Origin of the sequence: Corynebacterium sp. KPL2838, from assembly GCF_040225455.1 — a bacterium.
In the GTDB taxonomy this organism is placed as follows: domain Bacteria; phylum Actinomycetota; class Actinomycetes; order Mycobacteriales; family Mycobacteriaceae; genus Corynebacterium; species Corynebacterium rhinophilum.
The window spans coordinates 45350-60807 of sequence record NZ_JBEHFT010000002.1 but is presented as its reverse complement, the minus strand read 5'-3'; the positions used below and the strand labels follow the sequence as shown (position 1 = coordinate 60807).

Annotated in this window: 18 protein-coding genes; 11 read left to right on the top strand and 7 right to left on the bottom strand. The window is 63.6% G+C overall.

What is annotated here, in order from left to right:
* Genes dapC through ABRP98_RS01180 form a run of 3 tightly spaced genes read left to right on the top strand, consistent with a single transcriptional unit; the run spans window position 1 to window position 2520 of the window.
* A complete protein-coding gene (gene dapC / locus ABRP98_RS01190; protein ID WP_284852180.1) occupies window positions 1-1089 on the top strand; it encodes a succinyldiaminopimelate transaminase in 1089 nt (362 codons plus the stop codon).
* 52 nt (window positions 1090-1141) lie between these two features.
* The gene (locus tag ABRP98_RS01185) at window positions 1142-1930 is read left to right on the top strand and encodes a pseudouridine synthase (RefSeq protein ID WP_349857132.1); all 789 of its coding nucleotides are present in this window, start codon (window positions 1142-1144) and stop codon (window positions 1928-1930) included.
* Window positions 1931-1959: 29 nt separating this feature from the next.
* The gene (locus tag ABRP98_RS01180; protein WP_005280100.1) at window positions 1960-2520 is read left to right on the top strand and encodes a GtrA family protein; all 561 of its coding nucleotides are present in this window, start codon (window positions 1960-1962) and stop codon (window positions 2518-2520) included.
* 519 nt (window positions 2521-3039) lie between these two features.
* Here the strand turns inward: ABRP98_RS01180 and ABRP98_RS01175 are convergent.
* Window positions 3040-3195, bottom strand: coding sequence for a hypothetical protein (locus tag ABRP98_RS01175; RefSeq protein ID WP_349857091.1), 156 nt, complete (start codon window positions 3193-3195; stop codon window positions 3040-3042).
* On the opposite strand from ABRP98_RS01175, the gene ABRP98_RS01170 reads away from it, so the two are divergent.
* Window positions 3184-3465: a hypothetical protein gene (locus ABRP98_RS01170; RefSeq protein ID WP_284782501.1), complete on the top strand. Its 282-nt coding sequence runs from the start codon at window positions 3184-3186 to the stop codon at window positions 3463-3465. The two genes, ABRP98_RS01175 and ABRP98_RS01170, sit on opposite strands and share 12 nt — an antisense overlap.
* Here ABRP98_RS01170 and ABRP98_RS01165 read toward each other — a convergent pair.
* From ABRP98_RS01165 to ABRP98_RS01145, 5 genes are all read right to left on the bottom strand, one after another.
* Window positions 3418-3609, bottom strand: coding sequence for a helix-turn-helix transcriptional regulator (locus ABRP98_RS01165; protein WP_284782607.1), 192 nt, complete (start codon window positions 3607-3609; stop codon window positions 3418-3420). The genes ABRP98_RS01170 and ABRP98_RS01165 overlap by 48 nt on opposite strands.
* Before the next feature lie 83 nt (window positions 3610-3692).
* The gene (locus ABRP98_RS01160; RefSeq protein ID WP_349857090.1) at window positions 3693-4538 is read right to left on the bottom strand and encodes a DUF559 domain-containing protein; all 846 of its coding nucleotides are present in this window, start codon (window positions 4536-4538) and stop codon (window positions 3693-3695) included.
* A 255-nt stretch (window positions 4539-4793) separates the two neighbouring features.
* Window positions 4794-6125: an amino acid permease gene (locus ABRP98_RS01155; RefSeq protein WP_349857131.1), complete on the bottom strand. Its 1332-nt coding sequence runs from the start codon at window positions 6123-6125 to the stop codon at window positions 4794-4796.
* Between the two features lie 101 nt (window positions 6126-6226).
* On the bottom strand, window positions 6227-7198 hold the full coding sequence (gene dapD, locus ABRP98_RS01150; RefSeq protein WP_349857089.1) for a 2,3,4,5-tetrahydropyridine-2,6-dicarboxylate N-succinyltransferase: 972 nt from the start codon (window positions 7196-7198) through the stop codon (window positions 6227-6229).
* A 17-nt stretch (window positions 7199-7215) separates the two neighbouring features.
* Complete coding sequence (locus tag ABRP98_RS01145) at window positions 7216-8574, bottom strand: amino acid permease (RefSeq protein WP_349857088.1); 1359 nt, start codon at window positions 8572-8574, stop codon at window positions 7216-7218.
* A gap of 88 nt (window positions 8575-8662) precedes the next feature.
* Between ABRP98_RS01145 and dapE the strand changes: the two genes are divergently transcribed.
* Genes dapE through ABRP98_RS01110 form a run of 7 tightly spaced genes read left to right on the top strand, consistent with a single transcriptional unit; the run spans window position 8663 to window position 13431 of the window.
* Window positions 8663-9751: a succinyl-diaminopimelate desuccinylase gene (gene dapE / locus ABRP98_RS01140; RefSeq protein WP_349857087.1), complete on the top strand. Its 1089-nt coding sequence runs from the start codon at window positions 8663-8665 to the stop codon at window positions 9749-9751.
* A gap of 2 nt (window positions 9752-9753) precedes the next feature.
* The gene (locus ABRP98_RS01135) at window positions 9754-10518 is read left to right on the top strand and encodes an LOG family protein (protein WP_349857086.1); all 765 of its coding nucleotides are present in this window, start codon (window positions 9754-9756) and stop codon (window positions 10516-10518) included.
* 14 nt (window positions 10519-10532) lie between these two features.
* Complete coding sequence (gene folP / locus ABRP98_RS01130) at window positions 10533-11345, top strand: dihydropteroate synthase (protein WP_349836699.1); 813 nt, start codon at window positions 10533-10535, stop codon at window positions 11343-11345.
* Entirely contained in the window at window positions 11342-12064 is a 723-nt protein-coding gene (locus tag ABRP98_RS01125; protein ID WP_349857085.1) for a glucosyl-3-phosphoglycerate synthase, read from the top strand. The genes folP and ABRP98_RS01125 overlap by 4 nt, the downstream gene beginning before the upstream one ends.
* Window positions 12065-12067: 3 nt before the next feature.
* Complete coding sequence (locus tag ABRP98_RS01120) at window positions 12068-12373, top strand: DivIVA domain-containing protein (RefSeq protein ID WP_284782508.1); 306 nt, start codon at window positions 12068-12070, stop codon at window positions 12371-12373.
* Between the two features lie 11 nt (window positions 12374-12384).
* Entirely contained in the window at window positions 12385-12552 is a 168-nt protein-coding gene (locus tag ABRP98_RS01115; protein ID WP_005280113.1) for a DUF3117 domain-containing protein, read from the top strand.
* A 9-nt stretch (window positions 12553-12561) separates the two neighbouring features.
* Window positions 12562-13431 (top strand): methyltransferase domain-containing protein, encoded by an 870-nt coding sequence (locus ABRP98_RS01110; protein WP_349857084.1) that lies wholly within the window; start codon window positions 12562-12564, stop codon window positions 13429-13431.
* A gap of 540 nt (window positions 13432-13971) precedes the next feature.
* On the opposite strand, the gene ABRP98_RS01105 is transcribed toward ABRP98_RS01110, so the two are convergent.
* Window positions 13972-15414, bottom strand: a complete 1443-nt coding sequence (locus tag ABRP98_RS01105) for a GH32 C-terminal domain-containing protein (RefSeq protein ID WP_349857083.1) — start codon at window positions 15412-15414, stop codon at window positions 13972-13974.
* Between the last annotated feature and the right edge of the window lie 44 nt (window positions 15415-15458).

Below are 15458 nucleotides of genomic sequence, written 5' to 3'. Positions count from 1 at the left end.
ATGGCCCGCACACCGCTAGGACAATCGCTTCCGGATTTTCCCTGGAACTCGCTGGCTGGCGCCAAAAAGAAGGCCCAGGCGCATCCAGATGGAATCGTTGACCTTTCGGTGGGCAACCCCGTAGATCCGGTCGCCCCCGGCGTGCAGCTGGCGCTGTCTTCTGCCGCCGAGGCCCCCGGCTACCCGCAAACACAGGGCACGCCTGAGCTGCGCGAAGCCATCGCCTCCGCCCTGCGCCGCCGCTACCGCATGGACGTGGACCGCGTCCTGCCCGTAGTGGGCACGAAGGAGGCCATCGCGTGGCTGCCCACCCTGTTGGGAATGCGCGGCGAGACCGTCGCCTTCCCCTCGGTGGCCTATCCCACCTACGAGGTCGGCGCCCTGCTCGCCGGGGCCACTCCGCTGCGCGCTGACGACGACTTTCAGGATGCCTCCCTGGTATTCATCAATTCCCCGTCCAACCCCACCGGCCGCGTAGCTGGGGTAGAGGAGCTGCGCCGCATCGTGGCCTGGGCCCGCTCGACGGGTGCCATCATCGCCTCCGACGAGTGCTACATGGGCTTGGGCTGGAATGACGACAACCCGCCGGTATCCATCCTGGATCCGCGCGTGACCGACGGCGATAATACCGGCCTTATCGCCATGCATTCGCTGTCCAAGTCCGCGAATATGGCCTCCTACCGCGCCGGATTCTTCGCCGGCGATAACGATCTCATCGCGGAGCTCCTCGAGCTGCGCAAGCACGCCGGGCTCATCGTGCCAGGCCCGATTCAGGCGGCGATGGTGGCCGCGCTTGACGATGACCCCACCGAAGCCCTCCAGCGCCAGCGCTACGCCGCGCGCCGCGCCGAATTGATGCAGGCGCTTATCAAGGCGGGCTTTACCATCGACCACTCCGATGCCGGCCTGTACCTCTGGGCCACCCGCGGCGAAGACTGCCGCGAGACCATCGACTGGTTGGCTTCCCTGGGCATCCTCGCCGCACCTGGCGATTTCTACGGCCCCTCGGGCGCACAACACGTGCGCATTGGCTTAAACGGTACTGACGAGCGGGTGCGCGCCGCCGTCGAACGCCTCGCCAGTGCCTAACTCGCCTCGCGCGTTTCGCCCGCCTGCCCGGGAGGGGATTTCTCCCCGCAAGGTGGTCTTGCACGAACGCGTTCCGCGCGAGGGCGAGTACTGGGCCGCCCGCGCGGGCGATTCGCCCTTTCCAGAGGGAACGCTTCTTCCCGCCGGTGCGGCTCTTCCCAGGCCCGTTCCCGCGTGGTACCACCCCTCCGTCCCGCCGGAGGAGCCGATTCCCTTTGACTACTGCGTAGTCCACGCGGATGAAGACATCATTGTTGCCGATAAACCACACTTTCTTCCCACCACCACGAATGGCCGCTTGCAGCGCGAAACCCTGCAAACCCGCCTGCGCGTAGACTTCGGCGAAGACGATATCGTGCCGCTTCACCGCCTCGACCGCCTCACCGCAGGCCTTGTCATCTGCTCGCGCAATCCCGCCACTCGGGCCGCCTACCAGCGCATTTTCCTGGAGGGAAGGGCGGTGAAGAGGTATAGGGGCATCGTCAAGCAGCCGCTTTTCTGTGATGAGGAAATCAGGCTGCCCATGCACAAGCCGCGGGGCAGCAGGCAGGTGCTCGTGGCCGATAATGGCACGCCTACCTCGACGTATGTGCGCGCTGCGGGGCGGGAGGTGATCTTGTGGCCGCGGACTGGGCATACGCACCAGCTGCGGGTGCTGCTGAATCATCTTGGGCATCCGCTCATCGGCGATGACACATATCCCGCGCCGCGCCCGCTCGACCTCTATGACTTCTCCCGCCCGCTTTACTTGCTGCACAAAACTATATCTTTTATAGATCCTACATCACATTCGGAGCGTCAGTTTTTCAGTTCGCGTGGCTTAGGAACTACAATCAGGTAATTACTAATCTCCGGCAAGAAAGGCGGCCCATGGCAGACCTCAGCGTTGCGCGCTTTGCGTCCAATTTTGGGCAATTCCTCAAGTTTGGTCTTGTCGGCGGCTCGGGAACTGCGGTCAACCTCTTCGTTTATTTTCTCGCGCAGAAGCTCTTTGGCGCGGCGGATATTTTTGCCGAGGACCCCTTCATGAACCTCTTCGGTTCTGCATTCCACATCCGCTGGTACCACGTGTTTGCCACCATCTCCTTCCTCGTGGCCAATACCTGGAACTACCAACTCAACCGCATGTGGACCTTCCGGACCGTGTCCAAGGTGTCCTGGATTCGCGGTTTCTTCCCGTTCCTTTTGGCTGGAATCGGGGCGTTTATCGTTAGCCAGGTCATCCTGACGCTGCTCATGAATCCGAACTCGCCCGTGGGCCTACCAACCGATGTCTTCGATAACTCCACCGGATTGCGCACCAAGTCCTATTGGGCGCAGGCCATTTCCATTGTCGTTGCGATGCCCATCAACTTCATTATCAACAAGCTCTGGACGTTCCGCTCCAAGCCGAATAAACCCGTCGTCGTCGACGAGGTAGCGCCGGTTTAATTACCCGCTCCTAGCTCGGCCTAGCCCGGCTCGTTTCGCCACCCCGGCCCCGCCCTTCGCGCTCACCAGCGTGGGCTGCTGGGGTCTTTTTATGCCGCCGGTGAGCGGCAAGGGCGGGGAAGGACGTCGCCAAGCAAGTGTATGTGCGACACCCATCCCTTCGCGCTCACGCTGGGATAGTTTTCATCGACGCCATGCCTGCTCGGTGAGCGGCAAAGGAGGCTGCGCCTTTCGCGCTCACCGGCAATGGTTGCCGGCGGCGAAACTTCCTCCCGGTGAGCGGCAAGGGCGGGGAGGCGGGGCGCCGTTGTCGCTGGGACCCCTTCGCGCTCACGGGGAGTAGTAAACGAACGCCACCCGCCGTCCGCGGTGAGCGCGAAGGGCGGGTGGTGGGGTGTGCCTGAAGGCGGATGGTGGAGGTGAGGTACTAGTCCTCGAGGGTGGCGTCGAGGCGGGACTGGTCGCGGCGGTTTTGCTTCCGTCGGAGCGCAGGGGAGAAGAGGACGGCCGTGATGGCACCTACGGTGGCGCCGATGAGGTAGGGGCAGCGGGGGCATCGGAAAGCGTGAAGGTGTGGTAAGCGATGCCGGCGAAGCAGAGGAACATCGGGATGAGGTAGAGGGCGGTTAAGGTCCAATTGGAGCGGACCGTTGGGGTGGCGATGTGCCTGCGCATCCAGGCGGTGCTGAGGGACGTGCCGGCGATGGAGGGGACAATGGCGAGGAGTGCGAGGAGGCTGAGGTGGCCGGGGAGGGACCAGGCGAGGATGGCGGCGACGATGAGCTCGAGGAAGGTGCTTGGGTAAGGGTGATGGCGGAGGCCTTGGTGAGGATGTCGCGTTCGAACTCGTCGGTGGAGGCGCGCTCGATGTGGTTGAGGGATATGTTGGCGATGGCGTTAAACATGTTGTTCAGCTCCAAAGATTTCTTCGACTGTTTTATCTAGTTCGTGGCAGATGTCCAATGCGAGGTGCACGGACGGGGAGTAGTTGCCGCGTTCGATATTTGCGATAGTTTGCCGGGAGACGCCGACGCGCTCTGCTAGTTCGCCTTGCGACCATTCGCGCCAGCGCCGCCACTTGCGGACCATGTTGGGTTGTCCGGCCACATCATCACCTCTCTTGTCGTGTTTACATGACTTAATATAAAGTAAACTTGACATTATGGCAAGGGTTAGACGCATAGATGCCAGCGCCAATATGGCTGGGTGGCGGACATGGGAAGCTGTGGCTTGCGGCCTTTGAGCAGGTCACGGGTGGCTTTGATAAGCAGGATGACTTGGTCAAGGTGGTGAGTGACGTCATCGGCAGTAAAGCGCAGGACCGTGTACCCGTGTGCGGTTGCGGCGTTCTGTTTGGAACGGTCGGCCTGGAACGCGATGCTGTGGCTGTGGTAGGTCCAGCCGTCGATTTCCACGATGAGCTTGCCCATCAATAGGTCGAAGCGGTACCCACACACTAGGGCGTTGTGAACAGGGAAGATGCCCTCGGCGCGCAGCGCGCGGCTGACCTTCCGCTCCGGCGGGCTATCCGCGCCGATGGCGGAGCGCCGAATCGTCTCCTTCAACGCACGTGGTGTCCGGCCCATTCGTTTGCGGTCCCGCTCCAGCCGGCCGGGCCCCTTTTCACCGCGGTAAAACTCTTCCAGCAGCGGGCCACAGGCCCTAGCAATCTTGCGAGCAGCCCACAGAACCTGCACCACCGGTAGCCCTTTGACCAGGCTCGTTGCCTTGAGGCGAGAATGCGAAACCCGGAAATTCTTACCCCGCAGCGTGCGCGGGCCCTCCGCCTCTAGCGGAAACGTCAGCGGCCGGTCGAGGTGAATTTCTTGCGCGGTCTTCCCCGTAAAATGAATGCGGCTCAGCCCATGCACCAGCGCCTTCGCCACCGCCATCGGCGACCACTCGTCGGTATAAATCCCCCGGTGCACGCGGTGCAGCTTGCCCGCGCGCACTCGCCGCCGAATCGCGTCCTTGCCCAGCCCCTGCTCGCGCAACTGCGCAGTCGTCCATGCCCCCATGGCTTCAACCTAAAGAAGCGGCCGCCTTCCCGTCCATACGGATTTCGCTAGCCTGTGGATAACCGTCCCATTTTGCGTTCCCGCGCGCTATTCTCGCCGCTGCCCTGTGGATAACTCCCTCCACTCCTCCCTCGACGCCCCCTTCGCGCTCACCGGCGGCCACTTGGGTGCGCTGGAACGTCCCCTGGTGAGCGCGAAGGGCGGGGTAATGGGGCGTGAGGGCAGTGATGGTGGGCTGGAGGCGGGGAGTGGCCGCTAGGTCAGAGGGAGCGTGGAGGTCGGGTCGATGCCGCGAGCCTTGGAATTGAGCACACCCGCGATGGCGAGCACCGCGAACATGGCGGCGGCGGAGAGGAGTTGGGTGCGGGCGGTGGCATCGGTAAGCATGAGCACCGCGATGGCCGCGAAGAGGGCAAGGGCGAACCAAGTGAGATAGGGGAAGGCCCACATGCGGATGGGGAGTGGATGCAGGGCCTCGAGTTGGCGGCGTAGGCGCAGCTGGCTGACGGCGATGAAGACCCACACGATGAGCAGGGAGGCGCCGGCGGCGTTGAGCATGAAGGTGAGCAACCAGCCGGTATCGGTGTAGTTGAGGACGACCATGAGCACGGAAAGTGTGACGGATAGGGCGATGGCGGTGGTGGGCACGCCCTCGGTATTGGTGGCGGCGAAGATGCGCGGGGCCTCGCCGCGGGAGGCGAGCGAGTGCATCATGCGGGAGGAGGCGAAGATTTGCGCGTTGAAAGCGGATAGCAGCGCGAGGACGATGATGACCTCCATGATGCCGGCGGCACCGGGGATGCCGGCGCGGTCGAGGACCATGGTGAATGGCGATTCGGCGGCGGTGGAGGCGGCGTCCAGGCTGGAATAGGAAAGCAGAAACGTGATGACGAGGACGGAGCCCAAGTAGAACACGGAGATCCGCAAGATGGTGGAGCGCACAGCGTTGACCAAGGACTTTTCGGGGTCCTCGGATTCGGCGGAGGCGATGGCGACGACCTCGATGCCGCCGAAAGCGAAGGCTACGGCGAGCAGGCCGGCGGCGACGCCGCCGAGGCCGTTGGGCATGAAGCCATCGGCAAGGAAGACGGATGTGCCCACGAAAGTGTGGCCCGGCAGGAGGCCGAAGATGAGGAGGGCGCCGATGATGAGGAAGGCGATGATGACGACGACCTTGATGAGCGCGAACCAGTACTCAAATTCGCCGAAGGTGCGCACGCGCAGCAGGTTGACTAGGCCGAAGACGGCGACGCAGATGGCAGCGGGTATCCAAGAAGGGACGTCGAACCACGAGCCGATGAAACCTGCGGCGCCGGTGATTTCGGCGCCGAGGACGGCGACGGTGGCGCACCAGTAAATCCACCCTTGGGTAAAGCCTGCCCAGCGGCCGATGCCGTGTTCGGCGTATTCGGAAAAGGAGCCGGAGGCGGGGATGACCGTTCCCATTTCCCCGAGCATTTGCATCACGAGGATGGCGAGGAATCCGGCGATCGCATAGGCGATGATTACCGCTGGGCCGGCGGCGGAAATGCCGACGCCCGTGCCGAGGAAGAGACCGGCGCCAATGGTGGAACCGAGCCCCATCATGGTCAGGTGGCGGACCTTCAGGCCAGAACCAAGGGTAGAAGAGTTATCAGACACTTCTCCATGGTATTTCTCGGCCGCAGGGCGCCGGAATTGGGGTGGCGTTAATTCTTGTGGAGGTCCTCGTTCAGTGCGACGGCCTCCGCATTCCACTCCACGGCCTCGACGGCACCGGAGACGGAATTGCGGCGCAGCAGCAGGCCGGAGGCACCGGAGAGCTGGGAACCCTTGATGGCCTCGCCATTGCCGACGCCCAGGGCCTCAGCCACCTTGCCAAAGACGGCGACCTTGGTGCCGGCGGTGACGTAGAGGCCGGCTTCGACAACGGCGTCATCGCCAAGCGAAATGCCAATGCCCGAGTTGGCGCCGAGCAGGCAGCGCTCGCCGATGGAAATAACTTCCTTGCCACCGCCGGACAGGGTGCCCATGATGGAGGCGCCGCCGCCGATATCGGAGCCATCGCCCACGACGACGCCCGCGGAAATGCGGCCTTCCACCATGGAAGCGCCCAGGGTACCGGCGTTGAAGTTGACGAAGCCCTCGTGCATGACTGTGGTGCCCTCTGCCAGGTGGGCGCCCAAGCGGACGCGGTCGGCGTCACCGATGCGCACACCGGAGGGTACAACGTAGTCCACCATGCGGGGGAACTTATCCACGGAGTAGACCACGACGGGGCCGCGGGAGGCGAGGCGGCCGCGCACCATCTGGAAATCGGAGACGGCGCAGGGGCCGTAGTTGGTCCATACGACGTTATTGAGGTGGCGGAAGATGCCGTCCATGTTGAGGCCGTGCGGTTTTACCTCACGGTGGGAGAGCAGGTGGAGGCGCAGGTAGGCGTCGTAGGTATCGGTGGGGGCCTCGTCGAGGTCAGCGATGGAGGTTTCCACCGCCACTCGGGCCACGCCGCGCTCCTCATCGGGACCGACGAGGGCGGAGAACTGCTGCGGAGTCTCCTCCAAACGCGTCGTGCCGGTGGTCTCTACTTGCTTATCGGTATGAACTGCTGGGAACCAAACGTCCAAGACGGTGCCGTCGTGGGTAATGGTTGCCAGGCCACGTGCGGATGCAGAAGTCATGGTGGTTAGCTTAGCAATTACTGCCGTACTTGTTCGCGCTTGCCCGCGGGAACCACGAAGGACAAGGCGACGAGCGCGGCAAAGAGGATGATGACGGCGATGACTTGGTTGCGGGCGGAGGGATCAAAGAGCATGAAGATGGTCAGCGCGGCCAGCGCGACGGCGGTCGTCCACGGCAACCAGGGGTAGCCGGGCACGCGGATATCCGTGAGCTCGTCGTTTTCCTTGAGCTGCGGGTGCAGCTTGAGGAAGGAGGCGACGATGAACGCCCAGACCACCAAGAGGCAGCCGCCGACGGCGTTGAAGAGGAAGGCCAGCAGTCCCGGCGGGTTCCAGAATTGGAGGCCGACCGAGGCGAAGGCGAAGATCATGGACAAGATGACGGCGTTGATGGGGGAGCCGGAGTGGTTGGTCTTGAGGAAGGACTTGGGCGCGCAGTGGTCCTTGGCCATGTCAAAGACCAAGCGGGAGGTGGCGTAAATCTGCGCGTTGAAGGCAGACAGGAGGGCCAGCGCGATGATGGCCTCCATGAAGCCGGCGGCGAAAGGAATCTTGGCGGCCTCGAGTACCAAGGTGAACGGTGAATTGGCGGCGGCGTCGGCATCTTGGATCTGGCTAAACGGCAGGGCCATGGTGATAACCACGATGGAGCCGATGTAGAAGATCATGATGCGCACGATGATGGCGCGCACCGCGGTCGCCACGTTGCGGGCTGGGTCTTCGGACTCGGCGGCGGCGATGGTCACCAGCTCGATTCCGCCGAAGGCGAAGGCCACGGCCAGGAGGCCCGCGGCGAAGCCCGGCATGCCATTGGGTAGGAAGTTATCGGTGAAGTTGGTGCCGGCGCGGGAGAGATCCATGCCGGGCAGGATGCCCAGTGCCATGAGGATGCCGACGACGAGGAAGGCGATGATGACGGCGACCTTGATGATCGCGAACCAGAACTCGAATTCACCAAAGCCGCGCACGGCAGCGAAGTTCACCACGGCGAAGAAGGCCACCGCGATAAGCGCGGGAATCCACGGGGCGATATCGAACCAACTGCCGATGATCGCGGCGGCGCCGGTGATTTCGGCACCCATGACCATGATGAGCATGAACCAGTAGATCCAACCCATCGTAAAGCGCGCCCAGTGGCCGAAGGCCTGGCCAGCGTAGGTGGAAAAGGACCCCAGAGAGGGACGTGCCGCGGCGATTTCCCCGAGCATCCACATGATGAGCGCGATGAGGACGCCGGCGACGGCATAAGAGATGAGCACCGAGGTGCCGGAGATTTGGATTCCCAACCCGACGCCCAAGAAGAGACCGGCACCCACCGCGGAGCCAAGGCCCATCATGGTGAGGTGTCGCGATTTCAATTGTGTGGCTTCGGCCATAATTACCACCTTGTGAGAGGTTATTTTTTGCAGTGAAATGAACATTACACAATGCAACGGACCCAGCGGGACGCTACCATGGCGGCTTGTGACTTTAGATCTATATGGCGACCCCATTGAAGTGACCAAGGCGCTCGTCGATATCCCGAGCCCCTCCCACCACGAGGAGGCCATTGCGGATGCGGTGGAAGAAGCCCTGCGTGGTCTAGACGTGGAGGTCGCCCGCTTTGGCAATACCGTGTGCGCGCGCACGAACCGCGGGATGGCTTCCCGCGTGGTTCTTGCAGGCCACATCGATACCGTTCCATTGGCAGATAACGTACCGCATCATATGGACACCGCCGAAGATGGCGCCGAGATCATGTTCGGCTGCGGCACCGTGGACATGAAATCCGGCATGGCGGTATACCTCAACGCCTTTGCTCACCTGCATGCATCGGAAGAGCTCCAGCACGATCTGACCGTCATCGCCTATGAAGGCGAAGAGGTATCCACTGAATTTAATGGGCTGGGCCACTTGCAAAAGGACCACCCCGAGTGGTTGCAGGGCGATTTCGCGCTCCTCGGCGAGCCCTCCGGCGCCATGGTCGAGGCCGGTTGCCAAGGCACGATTCGTCTGCGCGTGACGGCGCATGGCACCCGCGCGCACTCGGCCCGCGCGTGGCTCGGCTCCAACGCCGCGCACAAGCTCGCCCCCGTCATGACCCGCATTGCGGACTACGAGCCGCGCGAGGTCACCATCGATGGCTGCACCTACCGCGAGGGCCTGAACATCGTCCACCTGGAGGCCGGCGTGGCCACCAATACCTTGCCGGACGAGGCATGGATGTTCGTCAACTTCCGCTTCGCCCCGGACCGCAGTACGGAGGAGGCGTTGGAGTACATGAAGGGGGTCATCGGCAAGCATGAGGACGTCACCATAGAGATCGATGACATCGCCGGTGCCGCCCTGCCTGGCCTGGGGCAGCCTGCGGCACGCGCGCTTGTCGATGCCGTCGGCGGCAACGTCCGCGCCAAGTTCGGCTGGACCGATGTCTCGCGCTTTGCTGAGATAGGCATTCCCGCCGTAAATTTCGGTGCCGGCGATCCTGGCTTTGCGCATAAGAAGGACGAGCAGGTGCCCACGGCGCAAATCACTGAAGTTTCTACCGCACTGCTTAATTACTTGAAGGGATAAAAATGACCCCTGACCACATGCGTACCCTGCGCGGCCCGCTCTTGCTGCGCAGCGAGGGAGAACAAGGCTCCACCTTTGACCAGCGCCTGCTGGAATCCGGCGCGGACCACGAGTGGCAGCACGCCGATCCGTGGCGCGTGCTGCGCATCCAAGGCGAATTCGTCGCCGGCTTCGATGCGCTGGCTAAGCTGCCCAAGGCAGTGACGGTTTTTGGCTCCGCGCGCACCAAGCCTGAGGATGCGAGCTATCAGATGGCCGAAGAACTCGGCCGCAAGCTCGCTGAATGCGCCTACGCCGTCATCACCGGCGGCGGCCCCGGCATCATGGAGGCGGCGAATAAGGGTGCGCACGAGGGCGATGGCCTCTCGGTGGGACTCGGCATCGAATTGCCGCACGAGCAGGGCCTCAATAAGTACGTGGACTTGGGCCTGAACTTCCGCTACTTCTTCGCCCGCAAGACCATGTTCTTGAAGTACTCCCAGGCCTTCGTCTGCCTGCCCGGCGGCATGGGCACCATGGATGAGTTCTTCGAGGTTCTCTGCATGGTTCAAACCGGTAAGGTCACTAACTATCCCATCGTGCTCATGGGTACAGAGTACTGGTCTGGCCTGCTGGAATGGATGAAAAATACCCTCGCTGCCGGTGGGTATATCAACGAAGACGACCAAGGCCTTTTCCTGCTTACCGATGACCCCGATGAGGCCGTCGCCCATATCATCGAGCGCCACAAGGTGATGAGCGATAAACGCATTAGGGAGCCGCGTTGAGCCTCGCGCGCGTGATGGCGATAGTCAATCGCACCCCGGATTCCTTTTATGACAAGGGGGCCACCTTTGACATGGACCCCGCCCTCAAGCGCTGCGATGAGGCCATTGTGGCGGGAGCCTCCATCATCGATATCGGCGGAGTCAAGGCCGGACCGGGCGAGGAAGTGGATAGCGCGGAAGAAATCGACCGCGTCGTGCCCACCATCGCCCGCGTGCACGAGCGCCACCCGGAGGTACTTATTTCCGTCGACACTTGGCGCAGCGAGGTCGCCGAGGCCGCCATCGCCGCTGGGGCAGGGCTGGTCAATGACACCTGGGCCGGCTGGGATCCGCAGCTTATCGAGGTCGCCGGCCACCACCGCGTGGGCTACGTGTGCTCGCATACCGGCGGGATTACCCCGCGCACCCGCCCGCACCGAGTCCACTTTGATGATGTCGTCGCTGACGTCGTTGCAGAGACCACCGCCCTGGCGGAAAAGGCCGCGGGGCTTGGCTGCCCCGAAGCTCTCACCTTCATCGATCCCACGCACGACTTTGGCAAAAACACCTATCACGGCCTAGAGCTCCTGCGACGTATCGACGAGATCGTCGCTACCGGCTGGCCCGTGCTCATGGCGCTATCCAATAAGGACTTCGTGGGCGAGACCCTCGCGCGCGGGGTAGGAGACCGCGTCGCCGGAACGCTCACCGCCACGGCCTGGGCCGCAGCGCACGGGGTGGCCGCCTTCCGCGTCCACGAGGTCGCTGAGACGGTCGACGTCATCCGCATGACCGCCGCCATCCAGGGCACGGCCACGCCCCTTGACACCACGCGCGGGCTCGCATGAGCGTTTCCGTCATCATCCCGGCGCTCAATGAGGAATCCACCGTGGCCGGCGTTATCCGCGCCTGCCTTGCCGATGACCCCCTCGAAATGCTCGTCATCGATGCCGACTCCACCGACGAGACCGCCGCAGTGGCGCGCGCCGCCGGTGCCGATGTGCGCAATTGGCGCGATATCCTGCCCGAACCGCCGCGCCCCGGCAAGGGCGAATCCCTCTGGCGCGGGGTCGCCGCCGCGCGCGGAGACATTGTCGTATTTATCGACGCCGACCTAGAATCCGCTGCGCCCGGCATGGTCACAGCACTCGCGGCGCCCTTTGAGGATCCCAGCGTAACCATGGTCAAGGCCCGCTATCGCCGCAGCCTCAACGGCCAACCCACCGGCGGCGGGCGCGTGACCGAACTCACCGCAAAGCCACTCATCCGGCAGTTCTTCCCAGAGCTAGCCCACATCGATCAGCCCTTGGGCGGCGAGTACGCGATCCGCCGCTCTGCCGCGCTAGAGGTGCCCTTCGTGGAGGGCTATGGGGTGGAAGCGGGGCTGCTGGTGGACATCGGCAAGCGCGGCGGGCTGACAGAAGTAGACCTAGGTACTCGAGTCCACCGCAACCGGCCGCTTCATGAGCTGGCACCGATGGCGGATATCGTGGCGCGCACGCTGCTCTCGCGCGCCGGGGTGGGAGCGCCAATTGCTCAGCGCCCGCCGCTGCTAGGTAGGATTTAAGCCATGCTGTCCTGGATTGTGCTCATCGTGGTGCTCATTGCGTTCATCGTGATCGGAACGTGGCTGTGGGGCTCGATATTTGGGCCCGGGACCGTGATGGACCCGCCCGATGAGCCGCAGAAGGTGCTGGAAAATAACCGCGCCGCCGCAGCTCAGGGCCGTTTTGAGGACGTGCAATTCGAGGTCGTCCCGCGCGGGTACCGCCAGGATCAGGTCGATGATCTGCTCGCGCAACTTGAGCAAGAATTAGCGGCTGCGCGGAAAAGCGGGCAAAAAGGGACTAAGCTGGATAGAAACGAAGATAGTTAAGGAGCCCTACTATGGCAGCAATGAAGCCACGTACCACTGGCGGCGAAATGGAAGCGGTGGTGGAATCCCGCAAGATCGTCATGCGCATCCCTTCTGACGGCGGCGGGCGCATCGTTATTGAGCTGAACAAAGAAGAAGCCGCGGAGCTCGGTTCTTTGTTGACCGAGGTTTCTAGCTAGTCTGGATACATGCTTTCTCATATCGTCGACATTCTGGCCGATCCAAACGACGGCACGGCGCTTTCCGGCGCCGGTGATTTTTCCCGCCTCGTTTCGGAGTCCGGCCATTCCTTTGATGTGGCCAAGCAAGGGTATGTGACCTTAGCGGCCGGTGCCGGCCTGAAGCACAAGGGCGATGACATGGACATGGTCAACGCCCGCGAGGCGTACCTGGCCACGGGCCACTTCGCGCCCTTCGTCGAGTCTGTGACCGGCGCGGTGCAAGACGCGCTCGATGCCAGCTCGCTGTCTGTCTCTACGCCCGCTTCGCTCCTCGAGGTCGGCGCCGGGACCGGCTACTATCTGGCCCACACGCTTGACTCCATCGACGGCGCGCGCGGCGTCGGCCTCGATATTTCCCCGCACGCAGCCAAGCACTTGGCCAAGTGCCACCCGCGCGTGGGCGCCGTGGTTGCCGATGTCTGGCAGCAACTTCCCATCCGCGATGAATCCATCGACGCCATTTCCGTGGTCTTCGCCCCGCGCAACCCAGCCGAGTTTCAGCGCGTCCTCGCCCCCGGCGGCCAGGTTATCGTCCTGACCCCAGGCGCCGGGCACCTCGATGAGCTGCGCGAACCCCTCGGCATCCTCGGCGTAGAAGAGGGCAAGGTTGACCGCATGTATGAGCAGGCGGAAGGCCACCTCGAGCAAGCGGCCGATCCGGTTGATATTTCCTTCCCCATCCAGTTGGACAAAGCGGCCATCGCCGCACAGGTAGGAATGAGCCCGTCCGCTCGCCACATCAGCGCCGACGAGCTTGCCGAGCGCATGGCCGCCCTTCCACCCACGCTGACGGTCACCGCCCGCGCCCGCCTAGACCGCCTCCGCGCCGTTTCTTAATCGCACACCTGCCTCGTGGCAACCTGTACCGCCCTTCGCGCTCACCAGCAGCGCGCGGGGCGGTTCTTTTGTGCTTCCGGTGAGCGCGAAGGGCGGGGATGGAATCAGCCAGCCACCGTTGCCTCCCTTGGCGTTCACGAGGAACAGCTTGCCGATGCCCCTCCACCTTGCCCGTGAGCGCGAAAGGCTGGTGGCATCGGCAGGGCGGTGGCTGACGGAAAACGAGGGTGCAGAATGCGGCTAAGGACGGCATCATTTGACCCGTGCGGTCGGTCCTGAGGCCAGATGGAAGGAATACCCGCCCTTCGCGCTCAGGGCAAGCACATTCTGATGGCCGGAGTCGCTCGCCGGTGAGCGCGAAGGGCGGGGTGGAATCGGCCAGTCACCGTACCCTCCCTTGGCGCTCACGGGGAGCTGCTTGCCGATGTCGCGACGCCTCGCCGGTGAGCGCGAAGGGCGGGGCCGAAAGGCGCGTGGCGACAGGCTTGGGCAGAAAGGCGGGGGCCGAGAGGCGGGCGGCCGGGAAGGAGGGCAGCAGTATTAGAGCTTGGAGCCGGAGCGTTGCCAGTCTTGTTCGATGACTGCATCACCGGTGGTCTCGACATCCATGCCGGAGCAGCCGCCGTCGAAATAGACGCGGGAGGCCATGGCGATGAGGCCGCCGTCAACGAAGACCTCCACCGTGGAACCGTCTTGGATGATGGTGAGGGTGTCGGAGTCGCCATCGGCAAGCGTGGCTGTGGCGGGAGCGGAATCAGCGAAGAAGTGGTCGAAGGCCTTGTTCATGGAACGATCGAGGCTGATTTCCTCGCCGGAGTGGCAGATGGTGGCGGCGGGGTCGCCGTTGCCATCGAGAAGGGTGATGGTGACGCTGGAGCCGGTGGGAACCTCCATGACGCCGGTCCAGGAGCGCGCATAATCCGAAAGCTTGACCGCCTCGGGCAAGCCGGTGGCCGGTGCCTGGTACAAGACGCCGCCCTCGAGCGTGACCTGGCGCGGCAGGGAGAGGGCATTTGACCAGCCCTCGGCATCCCAAGAGGCGTGTTGGGTGGCGTCGTCGCCGCGGCCGTTGCCGTTGAGCAGGCCGAGGATGACGGCGCGCTCGTAGCGGCTTTCTTCAGGGATCGTGCCTGCGGTGGCGTTGGTATTGCGCGGGCGGGAGAAATCGTGGCCGAAGTCCACGCGGCGGAAACCGGAAACCACCGTGAAGGTGGTGTCTTCCAGCTGACCCACGAGGTAGCCGGAAACATCGCGGCCGTCGCGCTCGAGGGTGACAAAGAGTACGTCGTAGATCTCTTCGTCGACTTCATCGCGCAGGCGCACGATGCGCGGGGAAACCACCGGAGGAATGGGGGAATCGGCGGGCACTTCGCCGTCGAGGAAGCCCGGGTCACCTTCGAAGGTAAGGCCGCCGCGCAGGGACCATGAGATACCGTCGTGGCTTTCTAGAATGACTGGCTGCGGGGTGTCGGTGCGGCCGGATAGCGCCAGCATGAGCCAGCCCTTGTGGCCGTCTTCGCGGTCATCGGTGGCCCAATCGGGCACGACGGAGGGCGAGCGGAACCGGGTGTGGTCGGTGGTATTGCCAGCCACCTCGCCAAAGCGCACGACGTTGGGGTCGAGGGCCGAGGAGTCATCGGAGACCTCGCAGACATCGTCGATGCCGGAATAGCGCGCGAGGCGAATGGAGGTGCCGGTCGCGGTCACGGAGGTGAAATAGAGGTTGATGGCGTCCTCACCTTGGGCCACGGAACCCGCGCGAAGGGCGAGCTCGCCGCCGACTGGGGCAAGGACGTCATCGCAGTCCAGCCAGTTAAACGGCGCTTCCTCCGAGTACGTGTGTCCCCAGCGGGCCGGGGCATCGGGAGTGGGGCGATATTGATAGAACATGTGCCACGTATCGCCATCGCGAAGGACGCCGGCGGGCGCATCTAGGATGCCGGCATCGGGGATGAAGTGGAGTTCGGGGCGGTGAGTCGTCACGGCATTCCTCTCTTAAATCAGGTGCGGGTTACAAGCTTGGGTTG